Origin of the sequence: Streptomyces sp. PA03-6a (assembly GCF_033792765.1) — a bacterium.
Lineage (GTDB): Bacteria > Actinomycetota > Actinomycetes > Streptomycetales > Streptomycetaceae > Actinacidiphila.
The window spans coordinates 1-17,168 of record NZ_JARAVK010000198.1; the positions used below are offsets into that span (position 1 = coordinate 1).

Here is a 17,168-nt window from a genome sequence, read left to right on the forward strand (position 1 = left end):
GTTTTTTTGTTAAGGTAGAAAGCGGATTACTGATGGGTGAATGGTCACCGGGGCTTGGAACTGTGTATGACGACGCGGCCTAGGGGCCGGGCTCACCCAGACGGCGCAGCACCGTGGCCCAGTCGGGGGCGGGTGGCGGCAGGCGCAGGGAACCCACCGAGGCGTCCTTGAAGCCGCTGGACGTCGACACGCACACCACCGGGCCCTCGAAGCGGTCCGCGCCGTACTGGCGGAGCCCGGCCAGCCCGGCCGCGGCGGACAGCTCCGTCCACAGGCCCGCGCGGGCCAGCTCGGCGCGCGCCGCGGCCAGTTCGGCGTCGGTGACGAGCAGGGCCTCGCCGCCGCTGTCGCGTATCGCCGGGACCCCGCGGTAACTCCCCACCTGGCAGGCGATGGAGTAGGCGGCCGTCGGGGCGACCGGCACGGTGACCGCGGGCAGCCCCCGGCGGATGGCGGCGGCGAGCGGGCCGCCCGCGGCGGGCTCGCAGCTGAACAGGCGCGGGACGGCGGAGGTGAGGCCGAGGCGGCGGAGTTCGGCGAAGCCCTTGGCGATGCCGAAGAGCAGCTCCCCGTAGCCGGTGGGGACGAACACCGCCGCGGGGACGCCGACGTCGCCGAAGACCTCGTACGCGACGGTCTTGTAGCCCTCCGCGCCGAAGGGGTGCCCGGTGTGCGTGGGGGTGAGGTTGCTCACCGGGTGGAGGCCGTACTCCTGGCTGATGCGGCGGACCAGCGGCCAGCGCGCCTCCACGGGCACGGGCAGCACCTCGGCGCCGTAGGCGTGCAGGAAGGAGACGACCGCGGGGGGTGCCTGCGGGGAGGTGAGGACGACGCAGCGCAGTCCGGCCCGGGCGGCGTACGCGGCGGCGGAGGCACCGTGGTTGCCGGAGGAGGCGACGACGACGCCGGGCGCGCCGCAGGCGAGGGCCGCGCTGACCGTGCAGCGGTTGAGGCGGTCCTTGTGGCTCCAGGTCGGATTGCGCGACTCGTCCTTGACCAGGACGCCGCCGCCCAGGTCGATCAGTGGGGTGCCGCCCTCGCCCAGTCCCGGCGCCGGGAGCGGCGGCAGCAGGGGTGCCCAGCGGTCCAGGCCGTGCCGGGCGGTGGCGCCCGGGGCGCCCGCGGCGCCGAACAGGCCGTGCGGGACGCGGTCGTAGGCGTAGTCGACCTCGACGGGGTAGGAGACGGTGTCCGTGCTGGTCCGCGGGCAGCCTTCCGTCAGCGGCGGCCACAGGGGGTAGCCGACGGCGGGGTCACCGAGCGAACGCTGGCCGACGGCCAGGGAGTCCGTTGCCACGGGTCCGAGCGTAGTGGCCCCGGGCCCGGGGCCCACCTGGCACTTCACGTAGAGTGCGGCTGCTGTGCCCGACCGTTCCCGCCGACCTCCGAGGTGACCGTGATGGACGACGACGCGTCCGCCCCCGTGGCCGTCGTCGGGATCGGCGCCGACGGCTGGCCCGGTTTGCCCGCGACGTCCCGGGAGGCGCTCACCGGGGCCGGGGTCGTCCTCGGTGGTCCGCGCCAGCTGGAGCTGCTGCCCCCCGAGGTGACCGCCGAGCGGGTCGCGTGGCCGTCGCCGCTGCGGCCGGCCGTGCCGGGGCTGATCGCCGCGCACGCGGGGCGGCGGATCGCGGTGCTGGCCAGCGGTGACCCCATGTTCCACGGCATCGGCCGGACCCTCACCGAAGTGCTGGGAGCGGACCGCCTGCGGGTGCTGCCCCACCCCTCCTCGGTGTCGTACGCCTGCGCGCGGCTCGGCTGGGCGGTGGAGGACACCGACGTGGTGAGCCTGGTCGGGCGGCCACCGGCCACGCTGGCGGGCGCGCTGTACGACGGACGCCGGGTGCTGGTGCTGAGCCGGGACGCGGGCACCCCGGCCGCGGTGGCCGGGCTGCTGCGCGAACGGGGCTACGGTGCCAGCCGGTTGCGGGTGCTGGAGCAGCTGGGTTCGCCCCGCGAACGGATCCTGGACGGCACCGCCGTCAACTGGCCGCACCCGGCCGGCGATCCGCTGAACGTCGTCGCGGTCGAGTGCGCCGCGGAGCCGGCGGCGGCACCACGGCTGGGCCTGGTGCCCGGGCTGCCCGACAGCGCGTACGAGCACGACGGGCAGCTCACCAAGCGCCACGTACGGGCCGCGACCCTGGCCGTGCTCGCGCCCGCGCCCGGCGAGCTGCTGTGGGACGTGGGCGGCGGCTCGGGTTCGATCGCCGTCGAGTGGATGCGGGCGCACCGCACCTGCCGCGCGGTCACCGTGGAACGTGACGCCGTCCGCGCGGAGCGCATCGCCCGGAACGTGGCCGCGCTCGGCGTCCCGGCACTGCGGGTGGTGACCGGCGCCGCCCCGGCCGCGCTGGACGGACTGCCCGTCCCCGACGCCGTCTTCGTCGGCGGCGGGCTCACCGCGCCCGGCCTCCTGGAGGCCTGCTGGGCGGCCCTGCGGCCGGGCGGGCGGCTGGTCGCCAACACCGTCACCCTGGAGTCCGAGACCCTGCTCGCGCGGTGGTACGCCCGGCACGGGGGCGAACTCGTCCGGCTCGCCGTCGCGCACGCCGCCCCGGTCGGCGGCTTCACGGGCTGGCGCCAGGCCATGCCCGTCACCCAGTGGTCCGCCGTCAAACCCGCGGGAGTGCAGCCATGACCGTCCACTTCATCGGCGCCGGACCCGGCGCCGCCGACCTGATCACCCTGCGCGGCCTGCGGATCCTGGCGGCCAGCAAGGTGTGCCTCTACGCCGGGAGCCTCGTCCCCCGCGAACTGCTCGCCGAGTGCCCGCAGGACGCCCGGCTCGTGGACACGGCCCAGCTCACCCTCGACCAGATCACGCAGGAGCTGGTCCGCGCCCACGAGGAGGGCCACGACGTGGCCCGCCTGCACTCCGGCGACCCCTCCGTGTTCAGCGCCGTCGCCGAGCAGATGCGCCGCCTCGACGCGGCCGGCGTCCCGTACGACGTCGTCCCCGGCGTCCCCGCCTTCGCGGCGGCCGCCGCGGCCCTCAAGCGGGAGCTGACGGTGCCGACCGTCGGCCAGACCGTCATCCTCACCCGCATCGCGCAGCAGGCCACGCCGATGCCGCAGGGGGAGGACCTGGCGACGCTGGGCCGCAGCGGCGCGCTGATCGTGCTGCACCTGGCGGCCCGCTACGTCGACCGCGTCGTGGCCGAACTCACCCCGCACTACGGGGCCGACTGCCCGGCGGCCGTCGTCGCGATGGCCTCGCGTCCCGACGAACTGGTGCTGCGCGGGACGCTCGACGACATCGCGGGGCAGGTCAAGGCGGCCGGTGTGGTCCGCACGGCGGTCATCATCGTCGGCCGCACGCTGGGCGCGGAGCAGTTCCGCGACAGCCACCTGTACTCGGCCGAGCGCGTCCACCGGCACGCGGCGGACTGCGGCGCCTCCTCCTAGGGTTCGGGCCAGGGGCCTCAGCCGAGGTCGTAGTCGAACCAGATCCGGTGGGTGCCGTCCTCGTCGACCGCGAGGCCGCCGGTGCCGGTGATGCCGGTCAGTGCGGCGGTGCCGCTCGTGGGGACGATGACGAAGAACTCGGCGGCGCGGTTGCTTCCGGAGGTCGTCGCCGAGTGCGCGAAGTTGAAGGTGCCCTCGCGGTCGTTCAGCGTCCCCTCGAAGGACTCCATCGCCACGTACGTCCCGATGCCGCTCGCCTGGTCGTAGGCGGCGGTGAACAGGGTCGACGAGCGGCCGGTGACCTCGCCCTCGAAGGTCTTCCCGATCGTGGCGACCCCGACCGGGGTCCCGGTGGTCACGGCCGGCTCCGGCACGAGTTCGGTCGGCACGAATGCCGTGACGGTGAACGTTCCCGCGGCTCTCATGCGTCGAGCCTAGCGACGGGGCCGGCCCCGCGCGGCGGGTCAGCCGGCGCGGCCGACGATCGTCCCGGCGCGGTCGACGCAGATGACGTCGACGGCGACGGGGGCCTCGCGCAGGACACCGACGGCGGTGCGGCGGGCGGCCTCGGCGACCAGGTCGCCGAGGGGGACGCCGTGGGCGAGGCAGGACTGGACGGCCTGGAGGCCGGTGTTGGCGGTGGCGACGGCCTCCGCCAGGGCCTCGTCGGCGCCGCCGCGGCGGGCGAGGTCCGCGAGGAAGGCCTTGTCGACCTGGGAGCGGGAGGAGTGCAGGTCGAGGTGCCCGGCGGCCAGCTTGGACAGCTTGGCGAAGCCGCCCGCGATGGTCAGCCGCGGCACCGGGTGGCGGCGCAGGTACTTCAGCACGGCGCCCGCGAAGTCCCCCATGTCCAGCAGCGCGTCCTCGGGCAGCCCGTGCACGGCGACGGCGACCTTCTCCGACGTCGACCCCGTGCAGCCCGCGACGTGGGTGCGGCCCGCCGCCCGTGCCACGTCCACACCGCGCCGGATGCTGTCGATCCACGCCGAGCAGGAGTAGGGCACGACGATGCCGGTGGTGCCGAGCACCGACAGCCCGCCGAGGATGCCGAGCCGGGGGTTCCACGTGCTGCGCGCCAGCTCCTCGCCGTCGTCGATGGAGACGGTGATCTCGGCGTCGCAGGCGGCGCCGTGGCGGGCCGCGACCTCGGCGAGGTGGTCGCGCATCATCGTGCGCGGGACGGGGTTGACGGCGGGCTCGCCGACGGCGAGCGGGAGCCCGGGACGGGTGACGGTGCCGACGCCGGGGCCGGCACGGAAGACGACCCCGCTGCCGGGGGCGCCGTGGCGCACGGTGGCCCGGACGAGCGCGCCGTGGGTGACGTCGGGGTCGTCCCCGGCGTCCTTGACGACGCCCGCGGTGGCCCAGCCGGGGCCGCGCTCCTCCACCGCCAGGGCGAAGGCGGGGCGCTGCCCCTTCGGCAGGGTGATCGTCACCGGGTCGGGGAACTCGCCGCCCAGCAGGGCGGTGTACGCGGCGGTGGCGGCCGCCGTCGCGCAGGCACCGGTGGTCCAGCCGTGCCGCAGCCCGGTCCGCTCCAGCTGGGCGCTCCGGCCGCCGCTCACGGCGCACCGTAGGGTGCGGGGGTGACCGGCAGACTGCAGCACGTCCTCGTCCTGGGCGGCACCACGGAGGGACGCCGCCTCGCGGAGGCGCTGGCCGCCGAGCCGGCGGCGTGGCGGGTCACCAGCTCGCTCGCGGGGCGGGTGGAGCGGCCGCGGCTGCCGCCGGGCGCGGTGCGCACCGGCGGCTTCGGGGGCCCGGCGGGGCTCGCGGCGTGGCTGCGCGCGCACGCGGTCGACGTGGTCATCGACGCCACCCATCCTTTCGCCGGGACGATGTCCTTCAACGCCGCCGAGGCGGCCTCGGCCACCCATGTTCCCCTGCTCGCGCTGCGGCGCCCCGGGTGGGTCGCCGGTCCCGGCGACCGCCGGCACCCGGTGGCCTCACTGGCGGAGGCGGCCCGGGTGCTGCCGGAGCTCGGCCGGCGGGTCTTCCTCACCACGGGCCGCACGGGGCTGGCGGCCTTCGCGGGGGTCACGGACCTGTGGTTCCTGGTGCGTTCGGTGGACGCCCCGCAGCCGCCGCACCCGCCGCGGATGGAGGTGCTGCTGGAGCGGGGCCCGTTCACCCTGGACGGGGAGCTGGAGCTGATGCGCCGGCACCGCGTCGACGTGCTGGTCACCAAGGACAGCGGCGGCACCGCCACCGCGCCCAAGTTCGCGGCCGCCCGCGAACTGGGCCTGCCCGTGGTCGTCGTGGAGCGCCCGCCGGTCCCGGCGGGCGTCCCCGTCGTCCCGGACGTGCCGGGCGCGCTGGAGTGGCTCCGCGCGCACGGCCTGAACGGGGGCCCTGGGCGTCAGGCCGGGTAGCGCCGCGGCGTCCACACCACCGTGGTGCCGTCGCCGCGCCGCACCGCCCTCGTCTGCGACGAGCCGACGAGCAGCACGCACCGCATGTCGACGGTCGCCGGGTCCAGGTCCTCCAGCGTCGTGACCCGTACGGCCTGCTCGGGTCCGCCGACGTCCCGGGCGACGACCACGGGCGTCCCCGGCACACGGCCCTCCCGGAGCACCTTCAGCGCGGTCTCCAGTTGCGTCCTGCGGCTGCGGGACGCCGGGTTGTACAGGGCGAGCACGAGGTCGGCGGCCGTGGCGGCGCGCAGCCGTTCCTCGACGACCGTCCACGGCTTGAGCCGGTCCGACAGCGACACGACCGCGTAGTCGTGACCGAGGGGCGCGCCCGCGAGCGCCGCCGCCGACTGGGCGGCGGTGATGCCGGGCACGACCCGTACGCGGACACCGAGGTAGGGCTCGGCGGAGGCGGCCTCCAGCACGGCCGTGGCCATGGCGAAGACGCCCGGGTCGCCCGAGGACACCACGGCGACCCTCCGCCCGCGCCGGGCGAGGTCGAGGGCGAACTCGGCGCGTTCGGCCTCGACGCGGTTGTCGGAGGCGTGCCGCGACTGCCCGGGGCGGACCGGGACGCGCTCCATGTAGGTGGTGTAGCCGACGAGTTCGTCCGCCCCGGCGAGGGCGGACCTCGCCTCCGGCGTGAGCCACATCGGCCCGGCCGGGCCGAGGCCGACGACCACGACCTCGCCGTCCGCCGGGGACGGGTCCGGGGCGGGCCGTTCGTCGACGCGGCTGGGCAGCACGGCGACGGCGAAGTAGGGCACCGACTCCGGGTCGACGTCGGCCAGCATCTCCCGGCGCTCGGCGTCCATCGTGGCCCGCTCGACGTAGTGCGCGTCCGCCAGGCGTCCGGCGGTCTCCAGGGCCCGGCGCACGGCGGGGAAGGTGCGGCCGAGCTTCATCACGGCCGCCGCGTCGGCGGTCGACAGCCTGGCCGCCAGCTCCTCCTCCGGCAGCGTGCCGGGCAGGATCGTCAGGACCTCCTCGCCCTCCACCAGGGGCCGCCCGATGCGTGCGGCGGCGGCGCTGACGGAGGTGACGCCGGGGATCACCTCGGCCGGGTAGCGGTCGGCGAGCCGCTTGTGCATGTGCATGTACGAGCCGTAGAAGAGCGGGTCGCCCTCCGCGAGCACGGCGACGGTGCGCCCGGCGTCCAGGTGCGCGGCGAGCAGCTCGGCCGACTCGGCGTAGAAGTCGTCCAGCGCGCCCCGGTAGCCGCCGGGGTGGTCGGTGGTCTCCGTCGTGATGGGGTACATCAGCCGCTCCTCGATCTGCTCGGGGCGGATGTGCGCCGCGGCGATGGAGCGGGCGATGCTGCGGCCGTGCCGGGCGCAGTGGTAGGCGATGACGTCGGCGGAGCGGATGACCTCCACGGCCCGCACGGTCATCAGGGAGGGGTCGCCGGGGCCGAGGCCCACTCCGTAGAGACGGCCGGTGGTCATACGATTTCGCTTTCGGTCGCAATGGCGTTGAGGGCGGCGGCCGCCAGGGCGCTGCCGCCGCGCCGGCCCCGCACCACCAGGTGCTCCAGGCGCGAGGGGTGCGCGGCCAGGGCGTCCTTGGACTCGGCGGCGCCGACGAAGCCGACGGGCACGCCGATGACCGCCGCGGGGCGCGGTGCGCCCGCCTCGATCATCTCCAGCAGCCGGAACAGGGAGGTCGGGGCGTTGCCGACGGCGATGACGGCGCCCTCCAGCCGGTCCCGCCACAGTTCCATCGCGGCGGCGCTGCGCGTGGTGCCGAGTTCGGCGGCGAGCGCCGGGACGGCGGGGTCGGAGAGGGTGCAGACCACCTCGTTGTCCGCGGGCAGCCGCTTGCGGGTCACGCCGCTGGCGACCATCTGCACGTCGCAGAGGATCGGTGCGCCGGCGCGCAGCGCGGCGCGCGCGTCCGCGACCACCGAGGGGCTGTAGGCCAGGTCCCGTACGAGGTCGGTCATGCCGCAGGCGTGGATCATGCGGACGGCGACCTGCGCCACGTCCGGTGGCAGGCCGTCGAGTTCCGCCTCGGCGCGGATGATGGCAAAGGACTGACGGTAGATCTCCGGTCCGTCCTTCTCGTACGCGATCACGTCGTCCTCGGGGGTGGTGGGGTGCTGGTGCTGGTGCGGCGGGCGGTGTGCAGGGCGGCGGGCAGGTCCGCGGTGACGTCGGCGGGTTCGGCGGGTTCAGCTCGGACGGCGCCGGCCACGGCGACGCGGTAGCGGCCGTCGGCGCCGGCGACCACGTCGACCCACGAGCCGTCCGGGTGGCCGCAGCGGCGTTCGCAGCCGGAGAAGTGCACGGGCAGCAGGCGGTGTCCGGGTTCGGGGGCGGCGTCGCGCAGCGCGGCCCCGGCGTCGGCGCGTACGTCCGCCAGCGACTTGGCGCACCCGGGCCGTCCGGCGCAGGCGGTCACCCCGCGCCACGGGGAGTCCTCGCCGGTCAGGAACCCGGCCGCGGCGAGGCGTTCCAGCGCCTCGGGGGCCGTGTCCGCCGGGAGTCCCGGGAGGACGGCGCCGCGCCAGGGCGTGATCCGCAACTCGCCTTCGCCGGAACGTGCCGTCTCCGCGAGGAGCCGCCAGGCCCCGGTGGTGAGGCGGCCCAGGCGTACGCCCACGGACAGCGCGCAGGAGGTTCCGTCCGGGTGCGGGACGGGACCGAGCCGGGGCGGGCCGCCCACGGTCGCGTTCGAGGGACCTGCGGGAGGGGCGCCCGCCGCGTGCAGCAGCACGGCGAGGGCGGCGCCGTCCGGGTCGATGTCGGTGACGCGCCAGGCACGGGCGCCGCGTTCGGCGGCGAGGGTGAGGAAGGTCTCCGCGGCGCGCACCGCCCAGCGCGGCGCGTCGCCGGCCGGTACCTCCGCGACGGGCCGTCCGGCGATGCGGAGTTCGGCCGTGGCGGTGCCGGACCGCGCGATCAATGTCACATCGGCGCCGAGCGCGGGGGTGTCACCGCGGCCGTCGTCGAGGGCGAAGAGGAAGCGGCCGGAGAGCCCCGCGGCGGCCGGTGAGGCGCACAGCAGGGCGTCCAACTCGCGTATCCAGCCCCGCAGGTCGCCGTGGCCGCGGCCGTCGAGCCCGGCGAGCGGTGAGGCGACGACGTTGCGGGCCCGTTCGTGGGCCCACGAGGGCAGCAGTCCCGCCGCGCCGAGCAGCGCCGCCAATTCCGCCCCCGCGCCCGGGTCGCGCAGCCCGCGCACCTGCAGGTTTCCGCGGGAGGTGAGGTCGATGCGGCCGTCGCCGAGGCGGTCCGCGGCGGCCGCCAACGCCTCGGCCTGACGTATCGTCAGCAGGCCGCCGGGGATGCGGATCCGGGCCAGCGCACCGTCGTCGGCGGCGTGCAGCCGCAGTGCGCCGGGGCAGGCGTCGTCGCGTCCGCGCCCCGCCGTCGCTGCGGCGAAGGCGCCGCTCACGGGGGGATCGGAGGGCGACGGCATGGCCGCGAGCATACCCGCGGGGTACTCGGGGACGTACGGGCCGCGGGGCCCGTGCGAGCGGCCCAGCGCTTACTATGCTGCGCGGGCAGGTCACCCAGCCGCGCCCACGCCATCGACGGCATCAGCGGAGGAAACCGGTGCGATTCCGGTGCGGTCCCGCCACTGTCACCGGGGGCCGGCGTGCGAGCGCCGGGGCCTCGGGAGCCAGGAACTCCCGCCGTCCTCCACCGGCCCGGGGCGCGGACCCCGAGGAAGGCACGCCTGACGTGATCCTGCTGCTGTCGACCTCCGACACCGACCTGCTCAGCGCCCGCGCCGCGAACGCCGCCGGCGGTGCCGTCCCTTTCCGCTTCGCCAACCCCGCCCGGCTGGGGCCGGAGGACCTGCCCGGCCTCCTCGACGGCGCCGACCTGGTCGTCGTACGGCTCCTCGGCGGACGCCGCGCCTGGGAGGAGGGCCTGGACGCGCTGCTCGCGGGGCCCCGGCCGGTGGTCGTGCTCACCGGTGAACAGGCCCCGGACGCACAGCTGATGGAGCTGTCCACCGTGCCCGTCGGCATCGCGGCCGAGGCCCACGCGTACCTCGCGCACGGCGGCCCGGCCAACCTGGAGCAGCTGGCCCGCTTCCTGTCCGACACGGTGCTGCTCACCGGCCACGGCTTCGAACCCCCCGCCTCCGCCCCCTCCTGGGGCAGGCTGGAGCGCGCCGCGACCGTCACCGACGGCCCGCTGGTCGCCGTCCTCTACTACCGGGCCCACCACATGAGCGGCAACACCGCCTTCGTGGAGGTCCTCTGCACCGCGATCGAGCAGGCCGGCGCCCGGGCGCTCCCGCTGTACGTGGCCTCGTTGCGCGCGCCCGAGCCCGAGCTGCTCGACGCCCTGCGCGGTGTGGACGCCGTCGTCACCACCGTGCTCGCGGCCGGCGGCACCCGCCCGGCCGACGCCTCGGCGGGCGGCGACGAGGAGGCCTGGGACGCGGGGGCGCTCGCCTCGCTGGACGTGCCGGTGCTGCAGGCGCTCTGCCTGACCTCCTCCCGTGAGGCGTGGGAGGGCAGCGACGAGGGCCTGTCCCCGATGGACGCCGCGACGCAGGTCGCCGTCCCCGAGTTCGACGGCCGGCTGATCACCGTCCCGTTCTCCTTCAAGGAGGTCGACGAGGACGGCCTGCCGGTCTACGCCGCCGACGCCGAGCGCGCCGCCCGCGTCGCGGGCATCGCCGTCCGCCACGCACGGCTGCGGCACATCCCGGTCGCGGAGCGCCGTCTGGCGCTCGTGCTGTCCGCGTACCCGACCAAGCACTCCCGGATCGGCAACGCGGTGGGCCTCGACACCCCCGCCAGCGCGGTCGCGCTGCTGCGCCGGCTGCGGGCCGAGGGCTGGGACTTCGGGCCCGGGCAGGAGATCCCGGGCCTGGTCTCCGGTGACGGCGACGAGTTGATCCGGGCCCTGATCGACGCGGGCGGCCACGACCAGGAGTGGCTGACCGAGGAGCAGCTGGCCGCCAACCCGGTGCGCATCCCGGCCGCCGACTACCGCCGCTGGTTCGCCGCGCTGCCGCAGGAGCTGCGGGACGCGGTGACGGAGCACTGGGGCCCGCCGCCCGGCTCGATGTTCGTCGACACCAGCGCCGACCCCGAGGGCGACATCGTGCTGGCCGCGCTGCGCCGCGGCAACCTGCTGATCCTCATCCAGCCGCCGCGCGGCTTCGGCGAGAACCCGATCGCGATCTACCACGACCCGGACCTGCCGCCCTCCCACCACTACCTCGCCGCGTACCGCTGGATCGCCACCGCGCAGGCCGACGGCGGCTTCGGCGCCGACGCGGTGATCCACCTGGGCAAGCACGGCAACCTGGAGTGGCTGCCCGGCAAGAACGCGGCCCTGTCCGCCGCCTGCGGCCCCGACGCCGCCCTCGGCGACCTGCCGCTGATCTACCCGTTCCTCGTCAACGACCCCGGCGAGGGCACCCAGGCCAAGCGCCGCGCCCACGCCACCCTCGTCGACCACCTGGTCCCGCCGATGGCCCGCGCGGACTCCTACGGCGACATCGCGCGCCTGGAGCAACTGCTCGACGAGCACGCCGCGATCGCCTCGATGGACCCGGCCAAGCTGCCCGCCGTCCGGGCGCAGATCTGGACGCTGATCCAGGCCGCGAAGCTCGACCACGACCTGGGCCTGGAGGACCGGCCGCACGACGCGGAGTTCGACGACTTCCTGCTGCACGTCGACGGCTGGCTCTGCGAGATCAAGGACGCCCAGATCCGCGACGGCCTGCACGTGCTGGGCCAGGCACCCGCCGGCGCCGCGCGGGTCAACCTGGTGCTGGCGATCCTGCGTGCCCGGCAGATCTGGGGCGGCACCGCCGCCCTGCCCGGACTGCGGGAGGCCCTGGGCCTCGACGAGTCCGCGGCCACCCGCGTGACCGCGGACGCGGCCGAGGAGCAGGCCCGCGCGCTGGTGCAGGCCATGGAGGACGCGGACTGGGCGCCGGAAGTCGTCGCCGAGGTCGCCAAGGGCCTGCCCGAGGACGTGGCCCGCGTGCTGGAGTTCGCCGCCCGGCAGGTCGTGCCGCGGCTGGCCCGTACGACGGACGAGACCGATGCCGTCGTGCACGCCCTGAACGGCGGCTTCGTGCCCGCCGGCCCGTCCGGCTCGCCGCTGCGCGGCCTGGTCAACGTGCTGCCGACCGGCCGCAACTTCTACTCGGTCGACCCCAAGGCCGTGCCCAGCCGGCTCGCCTGGGAGACCGGCCAGGCCCTCGCGGACTCCCTGCTCGCCCGCTACCGCGAGGACAACGGCGGCACCTGGCCGGAGTCGGTGGGCCTGTCGCTGTGGGGCACCAGCGCGATGCGCACCGCGGGCGACGACGTCGCCGAGGCGCTGGCGCTGCTCGGCGTGCGGCCGGTGTGGGACGACGCGTCCCGCCGGGTCACCGGCGTCGAGGCCGTCCCGGCGCAGGAGCTGGGCCGCCCGCGCGTCGACGTCACCTTGCGCATCAGCGGCTTCTTCCGGGACGCGTTCCCGCACGTCGTGGGCCTGCTGGACGACGCGGTGCGGCTGGCCGCGGGCCTGGACGAGCCGGACGAGGTCAACTTCGTGCGCGCCCACACCCGTGCCGACCTCGCCGCGCACGGCGACGAACGGCGCGCCACCACCCGCATCTTCGGCTCCCGGCCGGGGACGTACGGGGCGGGTCTGCTGCAGCTGATCGACAGCCGCGACTGGCGCAGCGACGCCGACCTCGCCGAGGTCTACACGGTCTGGGGCGGCTACGCCTACGGGCGCGGCCTCGACGGGCGCCCGGCCCGCGAGGAGATGGAGACCGCCTACCGGCGGATCGCGGTGGCCGCGAAGAACACCGACACCCGTGAGCACGACATCGCCGACTCCGACGACTACTACCAGTACCACGGTGGCATGGTCGCCACCGTCCGCGCGCTGACCGGCCGTTCCCCCGAGGCGTACATCGGCGACTCCACCCGCCCGGAGACGGTGCGCACCCGCTCCCTGGCCGAGGAGACCTCCCGGGTCTTCCGGGCCCGGGTCGTCAACCCCCGCTGGATCGAGGCGATGCGGCGGCACGGCTACAAGGGCGCCTTCGAACTGGCCGCCACCGTCGACTACCTCTTCGGCTACGACGCCACGACCGGTGTCGTCGCCGACTGGATGTACGACAAGCTCGCCCGCACCTACGTCCTGGACCCGGAGAACCGCGCCTTCCTCCAGGAGGCCAACCCCTGGGCGCTGCACGGCATGGCGGAGCGGCTGCTGGAGGCGGAGTCGCGCGGCATGTGGGCCGAGCCGGACCCGGAGGTCGTCGCGCAGCTGCGGCAGGCCTTCCTGGAGACCGAGGGCGACCTGGAGGGCGGGGAGTAGGGCCTCAGCCGATGGTCGGCGCGGCCGAGGCCGGCGGCGCCGCCGAGGGGTTGACGATGAGCGTCGGCTCGCCCGGGACGGGTGTCGGCGCGACCAGGTCCTTGGGGTCCGTGGTCGGACTGGCGGTGGTCTGCGCGACGATCGTCGGGAAGTCCACCAGCCCGGTCCGCTCCATGACGGTGATGTGGTCCAGCACGGTGTCGTTGGCCTGGTCGGCCAGCTGCCGCACGAGGCTGTTCATGGTCGTGGAGCGGACCTTGGCGATCGTGTTGAAGATCTGGCCGTGGGTCAGCCGCAGGATGTTGGCGAGCTTCCTGTCGAAGTCGCCCCCGGAGGCGGAGGACAGGGTGCCGAGGAAGCCCATCTGCTGCGGCGTGGGCTGGTTGGGCAGCGGTATGCCGAGCTGCGTGGCCACCGTGCGGTCGGCGCTGTCCAGTGCGGTGTGCCCGTCGATGAGGTGCCGCCCGGCGGTCTTGACCGCCTGGGTGGTGCCCTTCTGCTCCGCCATCTGCCCGGCGGGGAACTCCCACAGCCCGGCGAGCCGCACCTTGACGACGAATTCCCGGTCGAGGGGGGTCAGCGGCCCGTACGGGGTGGTCACTGCCTGCGCCTCGGGGGAGGACGCCGCCACGTTCGCCCCGGACATCGCCGGGTACACGAGCGCGGCGATCGTGCACACCAGCGCTCCGGCGACCAGGGCGGTCCCCGCCGTGAACCGGTTGGCCTTCATCGCGCCTCCTGGGTCGGGATCCGTACGCGCTTCCGGACGGTAGGGCCCGTCGCGGCGCGGCGGTACTCCTGCGCGATTTCCCTGAGCGCGGGCGGGAGTTGTTGGTACGGTGCAAAATTTCGCCTGTGCAACGGAAAGGGCCCGCGGCGCGGGGCATGTCTCCCCCCGGTCTTGGGCGGGGCGACGGCTCCCCGTAACGCGGACGTCGGCCGGGGGCGCGAGCCTGGGCGCATGGACGCCACCGCGCTGGCACGCTCCCTGCTGGAACCGGTACCGGCCCACCGGACCGCGGGGATCCAGGTGCTGCGGGCCGAGGACTGCGCCGCCGAGGTGGCGCTGGACACCCCGCACGGGCTGACCAACGTGATCGGCAGCCTGCACTCCAGCGGGCTGATCGCCCTGCTCGACGCGGCGGGACTGGCCGCGGTGATCGCCGCGGTCGAGGCCCCCGGGGAGTTCGAGGGCGTGGTGCCGCTCGGGGCCGCGGCGACGGTGGAGTTCCTCGCCCCGGCACGCGGCCGGCTGGTGGCCTCCTGCGCGCTGGGCGAGTCCGCGCGGCGCACGCTGCGGGGCGTGCTGTCCGGGGACGGCGACCGGGCACGGCTGGCGACGCTCGCGGAGATCAGGGACGCGACGGACACCGTGGTGTGCCGCGGGGGCTTCGACTGGAGCGTCCGCCGAGTCCGCCGCGCCTGACCGGGAAACGCCCGGCGAACATCTGACGGCAGGACAGGGAAGGCGCCGCCGGGCCTCCGGCGGCGCCGTACGGTGACCGCACTGCAGGAGAGATCACCGGGGAGCGGGGCGAGAGGTGGGCGACTGGCTGAGCGCCGACAACGTGGTGGCGGTGCTGACCGCGCTGCTCGGTCTGGTGGTCTCCGTCGGCGTGGTCTGGTACGAGCGCCGCGTCCCGCGCCGGCGGCGCATCGGCTACCGCGTCCAGATGGACACCCCCATCGGCAGCGACGACCCCGACGGCGGGGGCGGCGGCCGCAGCGTACGGCTCGGGCTCTTCAACGACCTCCCCGACATGTCGGACGCCACGCTCGTGCTGATCCGGGTCGAGAACGACGGCGGCGAGGCCGTCACCGACACCGACTACACCAACCGCGACCCGGACCGCGCGCTCACCGTCGTCTTCGCCGGCCGCACGGTGCGGGGCGTGGCCGTCACCGAGGCCGACGCCGGGCCGCTGATGGACCACTTCGCCCCCGCGGGGGACACCGGCGGCGTCCGGCACCAGGGCAACGTGATCCACCTGCCCCGGGTCCCCCTCAACCGGGGCCAGCACTTCAAACTGCTCGTACTGCTCACCGGCGGCCACGTCGGCGGCGGCGTCCGGGTCACCGGCGGCGTCCGCGACGGCGTGGTGGTCCCCAACAAGGCCATGCCGGTGGACGCCAAGCCGCCGCTGTTCAGCCGGGCCGCCCGGTGGATCACCATCCTGCTCACCCTCTGCGTGACCGTCCTGGCCGGCATCATCGTCGTCCGCGAGGACCCGCCGCCGCCCATCGGCTGCGCCGCCGGACGGCTCACCGTCACCGGCTCCACGGCCTTCGCCCCGGTCGTGGACGAACTCGCCCGCCGCTACGCCGAGGACTGCCCCGACGCGAGGATCACGGTCGACGCGCACGGCAGCAACGAGGGCGTCCGTGAACTCGCCGACACCGGGGCCTCCGGCGTCGTCGCCCTCTCCGACGGCCCCAAGCCGGACGGCGAGCCGCGCCTGGAGGAGAACCGCGTCGCCGTCTCCGCCTTCGCGCTGGTCGTCAACGACGACGTCCCGGTCCGGGACCTGACCGTCGAGCAGATACGGCGCATATACAGCGGGTCCGTCGTCAACTGGAGGCAACTGGGCGGCCCCGACCTGCCCGTTCTCCTGGTCAGCCGCAACGCCGACTCCGGCACCCGCGACCTGTTCCGCCGCCACATCCTCGGCGGCCACGGCGAGCCCGCCTTCACCTCGCGCGACTGCCGCACCCGCAACTCCCCCGACGACAAGGCCATCCGCTGCGAGCTGGACAGCACGGAACAGGTCCTCAAGACCGTCGCCCGCCTCCCCGGCGCCATCGGCTACGGCGAACTGCGCGCCGCCACGGCCTCCCAGGGCCTGCACACCCTGAGCATCAACGGCCGCACCCCCACCCCGGCCGCCATCGGCGACAGCAGCTACCCCTTCACGGAGATCGAGTACGCCTACACCTACGACCGCCCCGCCACGGGCTCGCTCGCCGCGAGCTTCCTCACCTACATGATCCGCGGCGCCGGCCAGGACGTCGTCAAGTCCCACGGCCACCTCCCCTGCTACAGCCCCGAAGGCCTGGAACGCTGCCGCCGTTGACTCCGCCACTCCCCGGACGGCGTGACGACCACCCCCGCCGACGACATGCGGTTGCCCGGGTTAGAAGGCGAAGTGCAGGAGTGCCATGGTCACCCGTCCGCTAAAGCCCCGATGGCCTGGATCGCTGCCCGCCGTGTTCCTTGCCGCTCCGTCTCCGCAGCCACGACCGGACGCCGTGGCGTGCGACCGCGCCGAGGACGAGGGCGACGAGGACGGCTCCCCAGTCGATGACGTGGGGCAGACCGGGGAAGAGGGCGAAGGACGCGAGCGTGACGACACTCGTCGCGGCGAAGGCCGCGATCCCCGCCCTGCGGAGCTGCTGCGGCTGGTTCTCATCGCTCATGGCCGGCCGGCTCACTGCGTGACGTAGTGGCACTGCGCGACACGCCGGGTGCCGTTGACGACCAGGTGGGCGCAGGCCTTGCCGAAGAGCGGCAGGGTCTGGGGGGCGTTGTTGCGCATGGGGTCGATCTTGCACTCGGCGTGCGTCTTCCCCGGGGATGTTCGGTACGTCCGGTTGTTGGTGTCGGCATACGTGAAATCGATGCGCCAGTTGCAGAAGCCGCGTGTGAGGGCGGCCGCGAAGGCGCAGTCGACCCCCGCGTTCTGGTACGTGATCCGGCGGCCGCTGCCACGCACGATGTGGGTGAACGTGCAGCCGGTGGGGATCTTCACGGTGGCACCGCCGATGCTGTACTCGAAGGTCGAGACGGGGGTGGTGCCCACGGCCGTGGCATGGGCCTGCTGGGGGCCCGACAGGGCGAGCACGCAGGCCGCCGCCGAGGTGGCGGCGAGCCGCAGGATGTGCGCAATGGCCACGGGAATGCTCCTTCCGGGTGGGTGGGACCGGATAAACCCGGAGACCGGGGCCGTGGTTGTGGCCCGGGGGCCGCTTCAGCTCCGTCGTGTGATCTTGAAGCACGCCGGGGCGCGGGAGCTGTACCGGTGTACGTCATGTGGGGTTCGCCGGGGCGTGGGGC

15 protein-coding genes and 1 riboswitch are annotated in these 17,168 nt (G+C 75.1%); of the genes, 6 read left to right on the top strand and 9 right to left on the bottom strand.

The genetic code is table 11. The annotated features are described in order from the left end of the window. Positions 1-79: 79 nt before the first annotated feature. Positions 80-1,297: a threonine synthase gene (locus tag PV350_RS34250; protein ID WP_500337490.1), complete on the bottom strand. Its 1,218-nt coding sequence runs from the start codon at positions 1,295-1,297 to the stop codon at positions 80-82. Between the two features lie 102 nt (positions 1,298-1,399). Here PV350_RS34250 and cbiE point away from each other — a divergent pair, with 102 nt between their 5' ends. Next, complete coding sequence (gene cbiE, locus PV350_RS34255; RefSeq protein ID WP_500337491.1) at positions 1,400-2,641, top strand: precorrin-6y C5,15-methyltransferase (decarboxylating) subunit CbiE; 1,242 nt, start codon at positions 1,400-1,402, stop codon at positions 2,639-2,641. Next, the gene (cobM, locus tag PV350_RS34260; RefSeq protein WP_499512769.1) at positions 2,638-3,408 is read left to right on the top strand and encodes a precorrin-4 C(11)-methyltransferase; all 771 of its coding nucleotides are present in this window, start codon (positions 2,638-2,640) and stop codon (positions 3,406-3,408) included. Before cbiE ends, cobM begins: the two co-directional genes overlap by 4 nt. A 17-nt stretch (positions 3,409-3,425) precedes the next feature. Here cobM and PV350_RS34265 read toward each other — a convergent pair whose 3' ends face one another. Both PV350_RS34265 and PV350_RS34270 read right to left on the bottom strand, forming a co-directional pair. Further along, positions 3,426-3,833: a DUF3224 domain-containing protein gene (locus PV350_RS34265; protein ID WP_500337492.1), complete on the bottom strand. Its 408-nt coding sequence runs from the start codon at positions 3,831-3,833 to the stop codon at positions 3,426-3,428. A gap of 39 nt (positions 3,834-3,872) precedes the next feature. Continuing rightward, positions 3,873-4,973: a cobalt-precorrin-5B (C(1))-methyltransferase gene (locus PV350_RS34270; protein ID WP_499512767.1), complete on the bottom strand. Its 1,101-nt coding sequence runs from the start codon at positions 4,971-4,973 to the stop codon at positions 3,873-3,875. 21 nt (positions 4,974-4,994) lie between these two features. Here PV350_RS34270 and PV350_RS34275 point away from each other — a divergent pair, with 21 nt between their 5' ends. Then, complete coding sequence (locus PV350_RS34275; RefSeq protein WP_500337493.1) at positions 4,995-5,780, top strand: cobalt-precorrin-6A reductase; 786 nt, start codon at positions 4,995-4,997, stop codon at positions 5,778-5,780. Here the strand turns inward: PV350_RS34275 and PV350_RS34280 are convergent. Genes PV350_RS34280 through cobG form a run of 3 tightly spaced genes read right to left on the bottom strand, consistent with a single transcriptional unit; the run spans position 5,768 to position 9,251 of the window. After that, on the bottom strand, positions 5,768-7,264 hold the full coding sequence (locus PV350_RS34280; protein WP_499512765.1) for a precorrin-2 C(20)-methyltransferase: 1,497 nt from the start codon (positions 7,262-7,264) through the stop codon (positions 5,768-5,770). The two genes, PV350_RS34275 and PV350_RS34280, sit on opposite strands and share 13 nt — an antisense overlap. Beyond that, the gene (locus tag PV350_RS34285; RefSeq protein WP_500337494.1) at positions 7,261-7,893 is read right to left on the bottom strand and encodes a precorrin-8X methylmutase; all 633 of its coding nucleotides are present in this window, start codon (positions 7,891-7,893) and stop codon (positions 7,261-7,263) included. Before PV350_RS34285 ends, PV350_RS34280 begins: the two co-directional genes overlap by 4 nt. Further along, positions 7,890-9,251 carry a precorrin-3B synthase gene (cobG, locus tag PV350_RS34290; RefSeq protein ID WP_500337495.1) on the bottom strand — a complete coding sequence of 454 codons (1,362 nt, stop codon included), beginning with the start codon at positions 9,249-9,251 and terminating at the stop codon, positions 7,890-7,892. The genes PV350_RS34285 and cobG overlap by 4 nt, the downstream gene beginning before the upstream one ends. Positions 9,252-9,366: 115 nt before the next feature. Further along, a riboswitch (cobalamin riboswitch) is annotated at positions 9,367-9,453 on the top strand. Positions 9,454-9,505: 52 nt separating this feature from the next. Between cobG and cobN the strand changes: the two genes are divergently transcribed. Continuing rightward, positions 9,506-13,117 (top strand): cobaltochelatase subunit CobN, encoded by a 3,612-nt coding sequence (cobN, locus tag PV350_RS34295; protein WP_500337496.1) that lies wholly within the window; start codon positions 9,506-9,508, stop codon positions 13,115-13,117. 4 nt (positions 13,118-13,121) lie between these two features. Here cobN and PV350_RS34300 read toward each other — a convergent pair whose 3' ends face one another. Beyond that, the gene (locus PV350_RS34300) at positions 13,122-13,847 is read right to left on the bottom strand and encodes a DUF4142 domain-containing protein (protein ID WP_500337497.1); all 726 of its coding nucleotides are present in this window, start codon (positions 13,845-13,847) and stop codon (positions 13,122-13,124) included. 231 nt (positions 13,848-14,078) lie between these two features. Here PV350_RS34300 and PV350_RS34305 point away from each other — a divergent pair, with 231 nt between their 5' ends. Further along, positions 14,079-14,543 carry a DUF4442 domain-containing protein gene (locus tag PV350_RS34305; RefSeq protein WP_499512759.1) on the top strand — a complete coding sequence of 155 codons (465 nt, stop codon included), beginning with the start codon at positions 14,079-14,081 and terminating at the stop codon, positions 14,541-14,543. A gap of 115 nt (positions 14,544-14,658) precedes the next feature. Further along, complete coding sequence (locus PV350_RS34310) at positions 14,659-16,188, top strand: PstS family phosphate ABC transporter substrate-binding protein (protein WP_500337498.1); 1,530 nt, start codon at positions 14,659-14,661, stop codon at positions 16,186-16,188. Positions 16,189-16,288: 100 nt separating this feature from the next. Here the strand turns inward: PV350_RS34310 and PV350_RS34315 are convergent, their stop codons facing one another. Further along, on the bottom strand, positions 16,289-16,531 hold the full coding sequence (locus tag PV350_RS34315; RefSeq protein WP_500337499.1) for a hypothetical protein: 243 nt from the start codon (positions 16,529-16,531) through the stop codon (positions 16,289-16,291). Positions 16,532-16,542: 11 nt separating this feature from the next. Continuing rightward, positions 16,543-17,007, bottom strand: coding sequence for a hypothetical protein (locus PV350_RS34320; protein ID WP_500337500.1), 465 nt, complete (start codon positions 17,005-17,007; stop codon positions 16,543-16,545). Positions 17,008-17,168 lie beyond the last annotated feature (161 nt).

Bases quoted from the DNA above. Each gene is read 5' to 3' on its own strand.
- cobG (WP_500337495.1), bottom strand. From the start codon at position 9,251: ATGCTCGCGGCCATGCCGTCGCCCTCCGATCCCCCCGTGAGCGGCGCC.
- PV350_RS34300 (WP_500337497.1), bottom strand. From the start codon at position 13,847: ATGAAGGCCAACCGGTTCACGGCGGGGACCGCCCTGGTCGCCGGAGCG.
- PV350_RS34315 (WP_500337499.1), bottom strand. From the start codon at position 16,531: ATGAGCGATGAGAACCAGCCGCAGCAGCTCCGCAGGGCGGGGATCGCG.
- PV350_RS34305 (WP_499512759.1), top strand. From the start codon at position 14,079: ATGGACGCCACCGCGCTGGCACGCTCCCTGCTGGAACCGGTACCGGCC.
- cbiE (WP_500337491.1), top strand. From the start codon at position 1,400: ATGGACGACGACGCGTCCGCCCCCGTGGCCGTCGTCGGGATCGGCGCC.
- cobM (WP_499512769.1), top strand. From the start codon at position 2,638: ATGACCGTCCACTTCATCGGCGCCGGACCCGGCGCCGCCGACCTGATC.
- PV350_RS34265 (WP_500337492.1), bottom strand. From the start codon at position 3,833: ATGAGAGCCGCGGGAACGTTCACCGTCACGGCATTCGTGCCGACCGAA.
- PV350_RS34280 (WP_499512765.1), bottom strand. From the start codon at position 7,264: ATGACCACCGGCCGTCTCTACGGAGTGGGCCTCGGCCCCGGCGACCCC.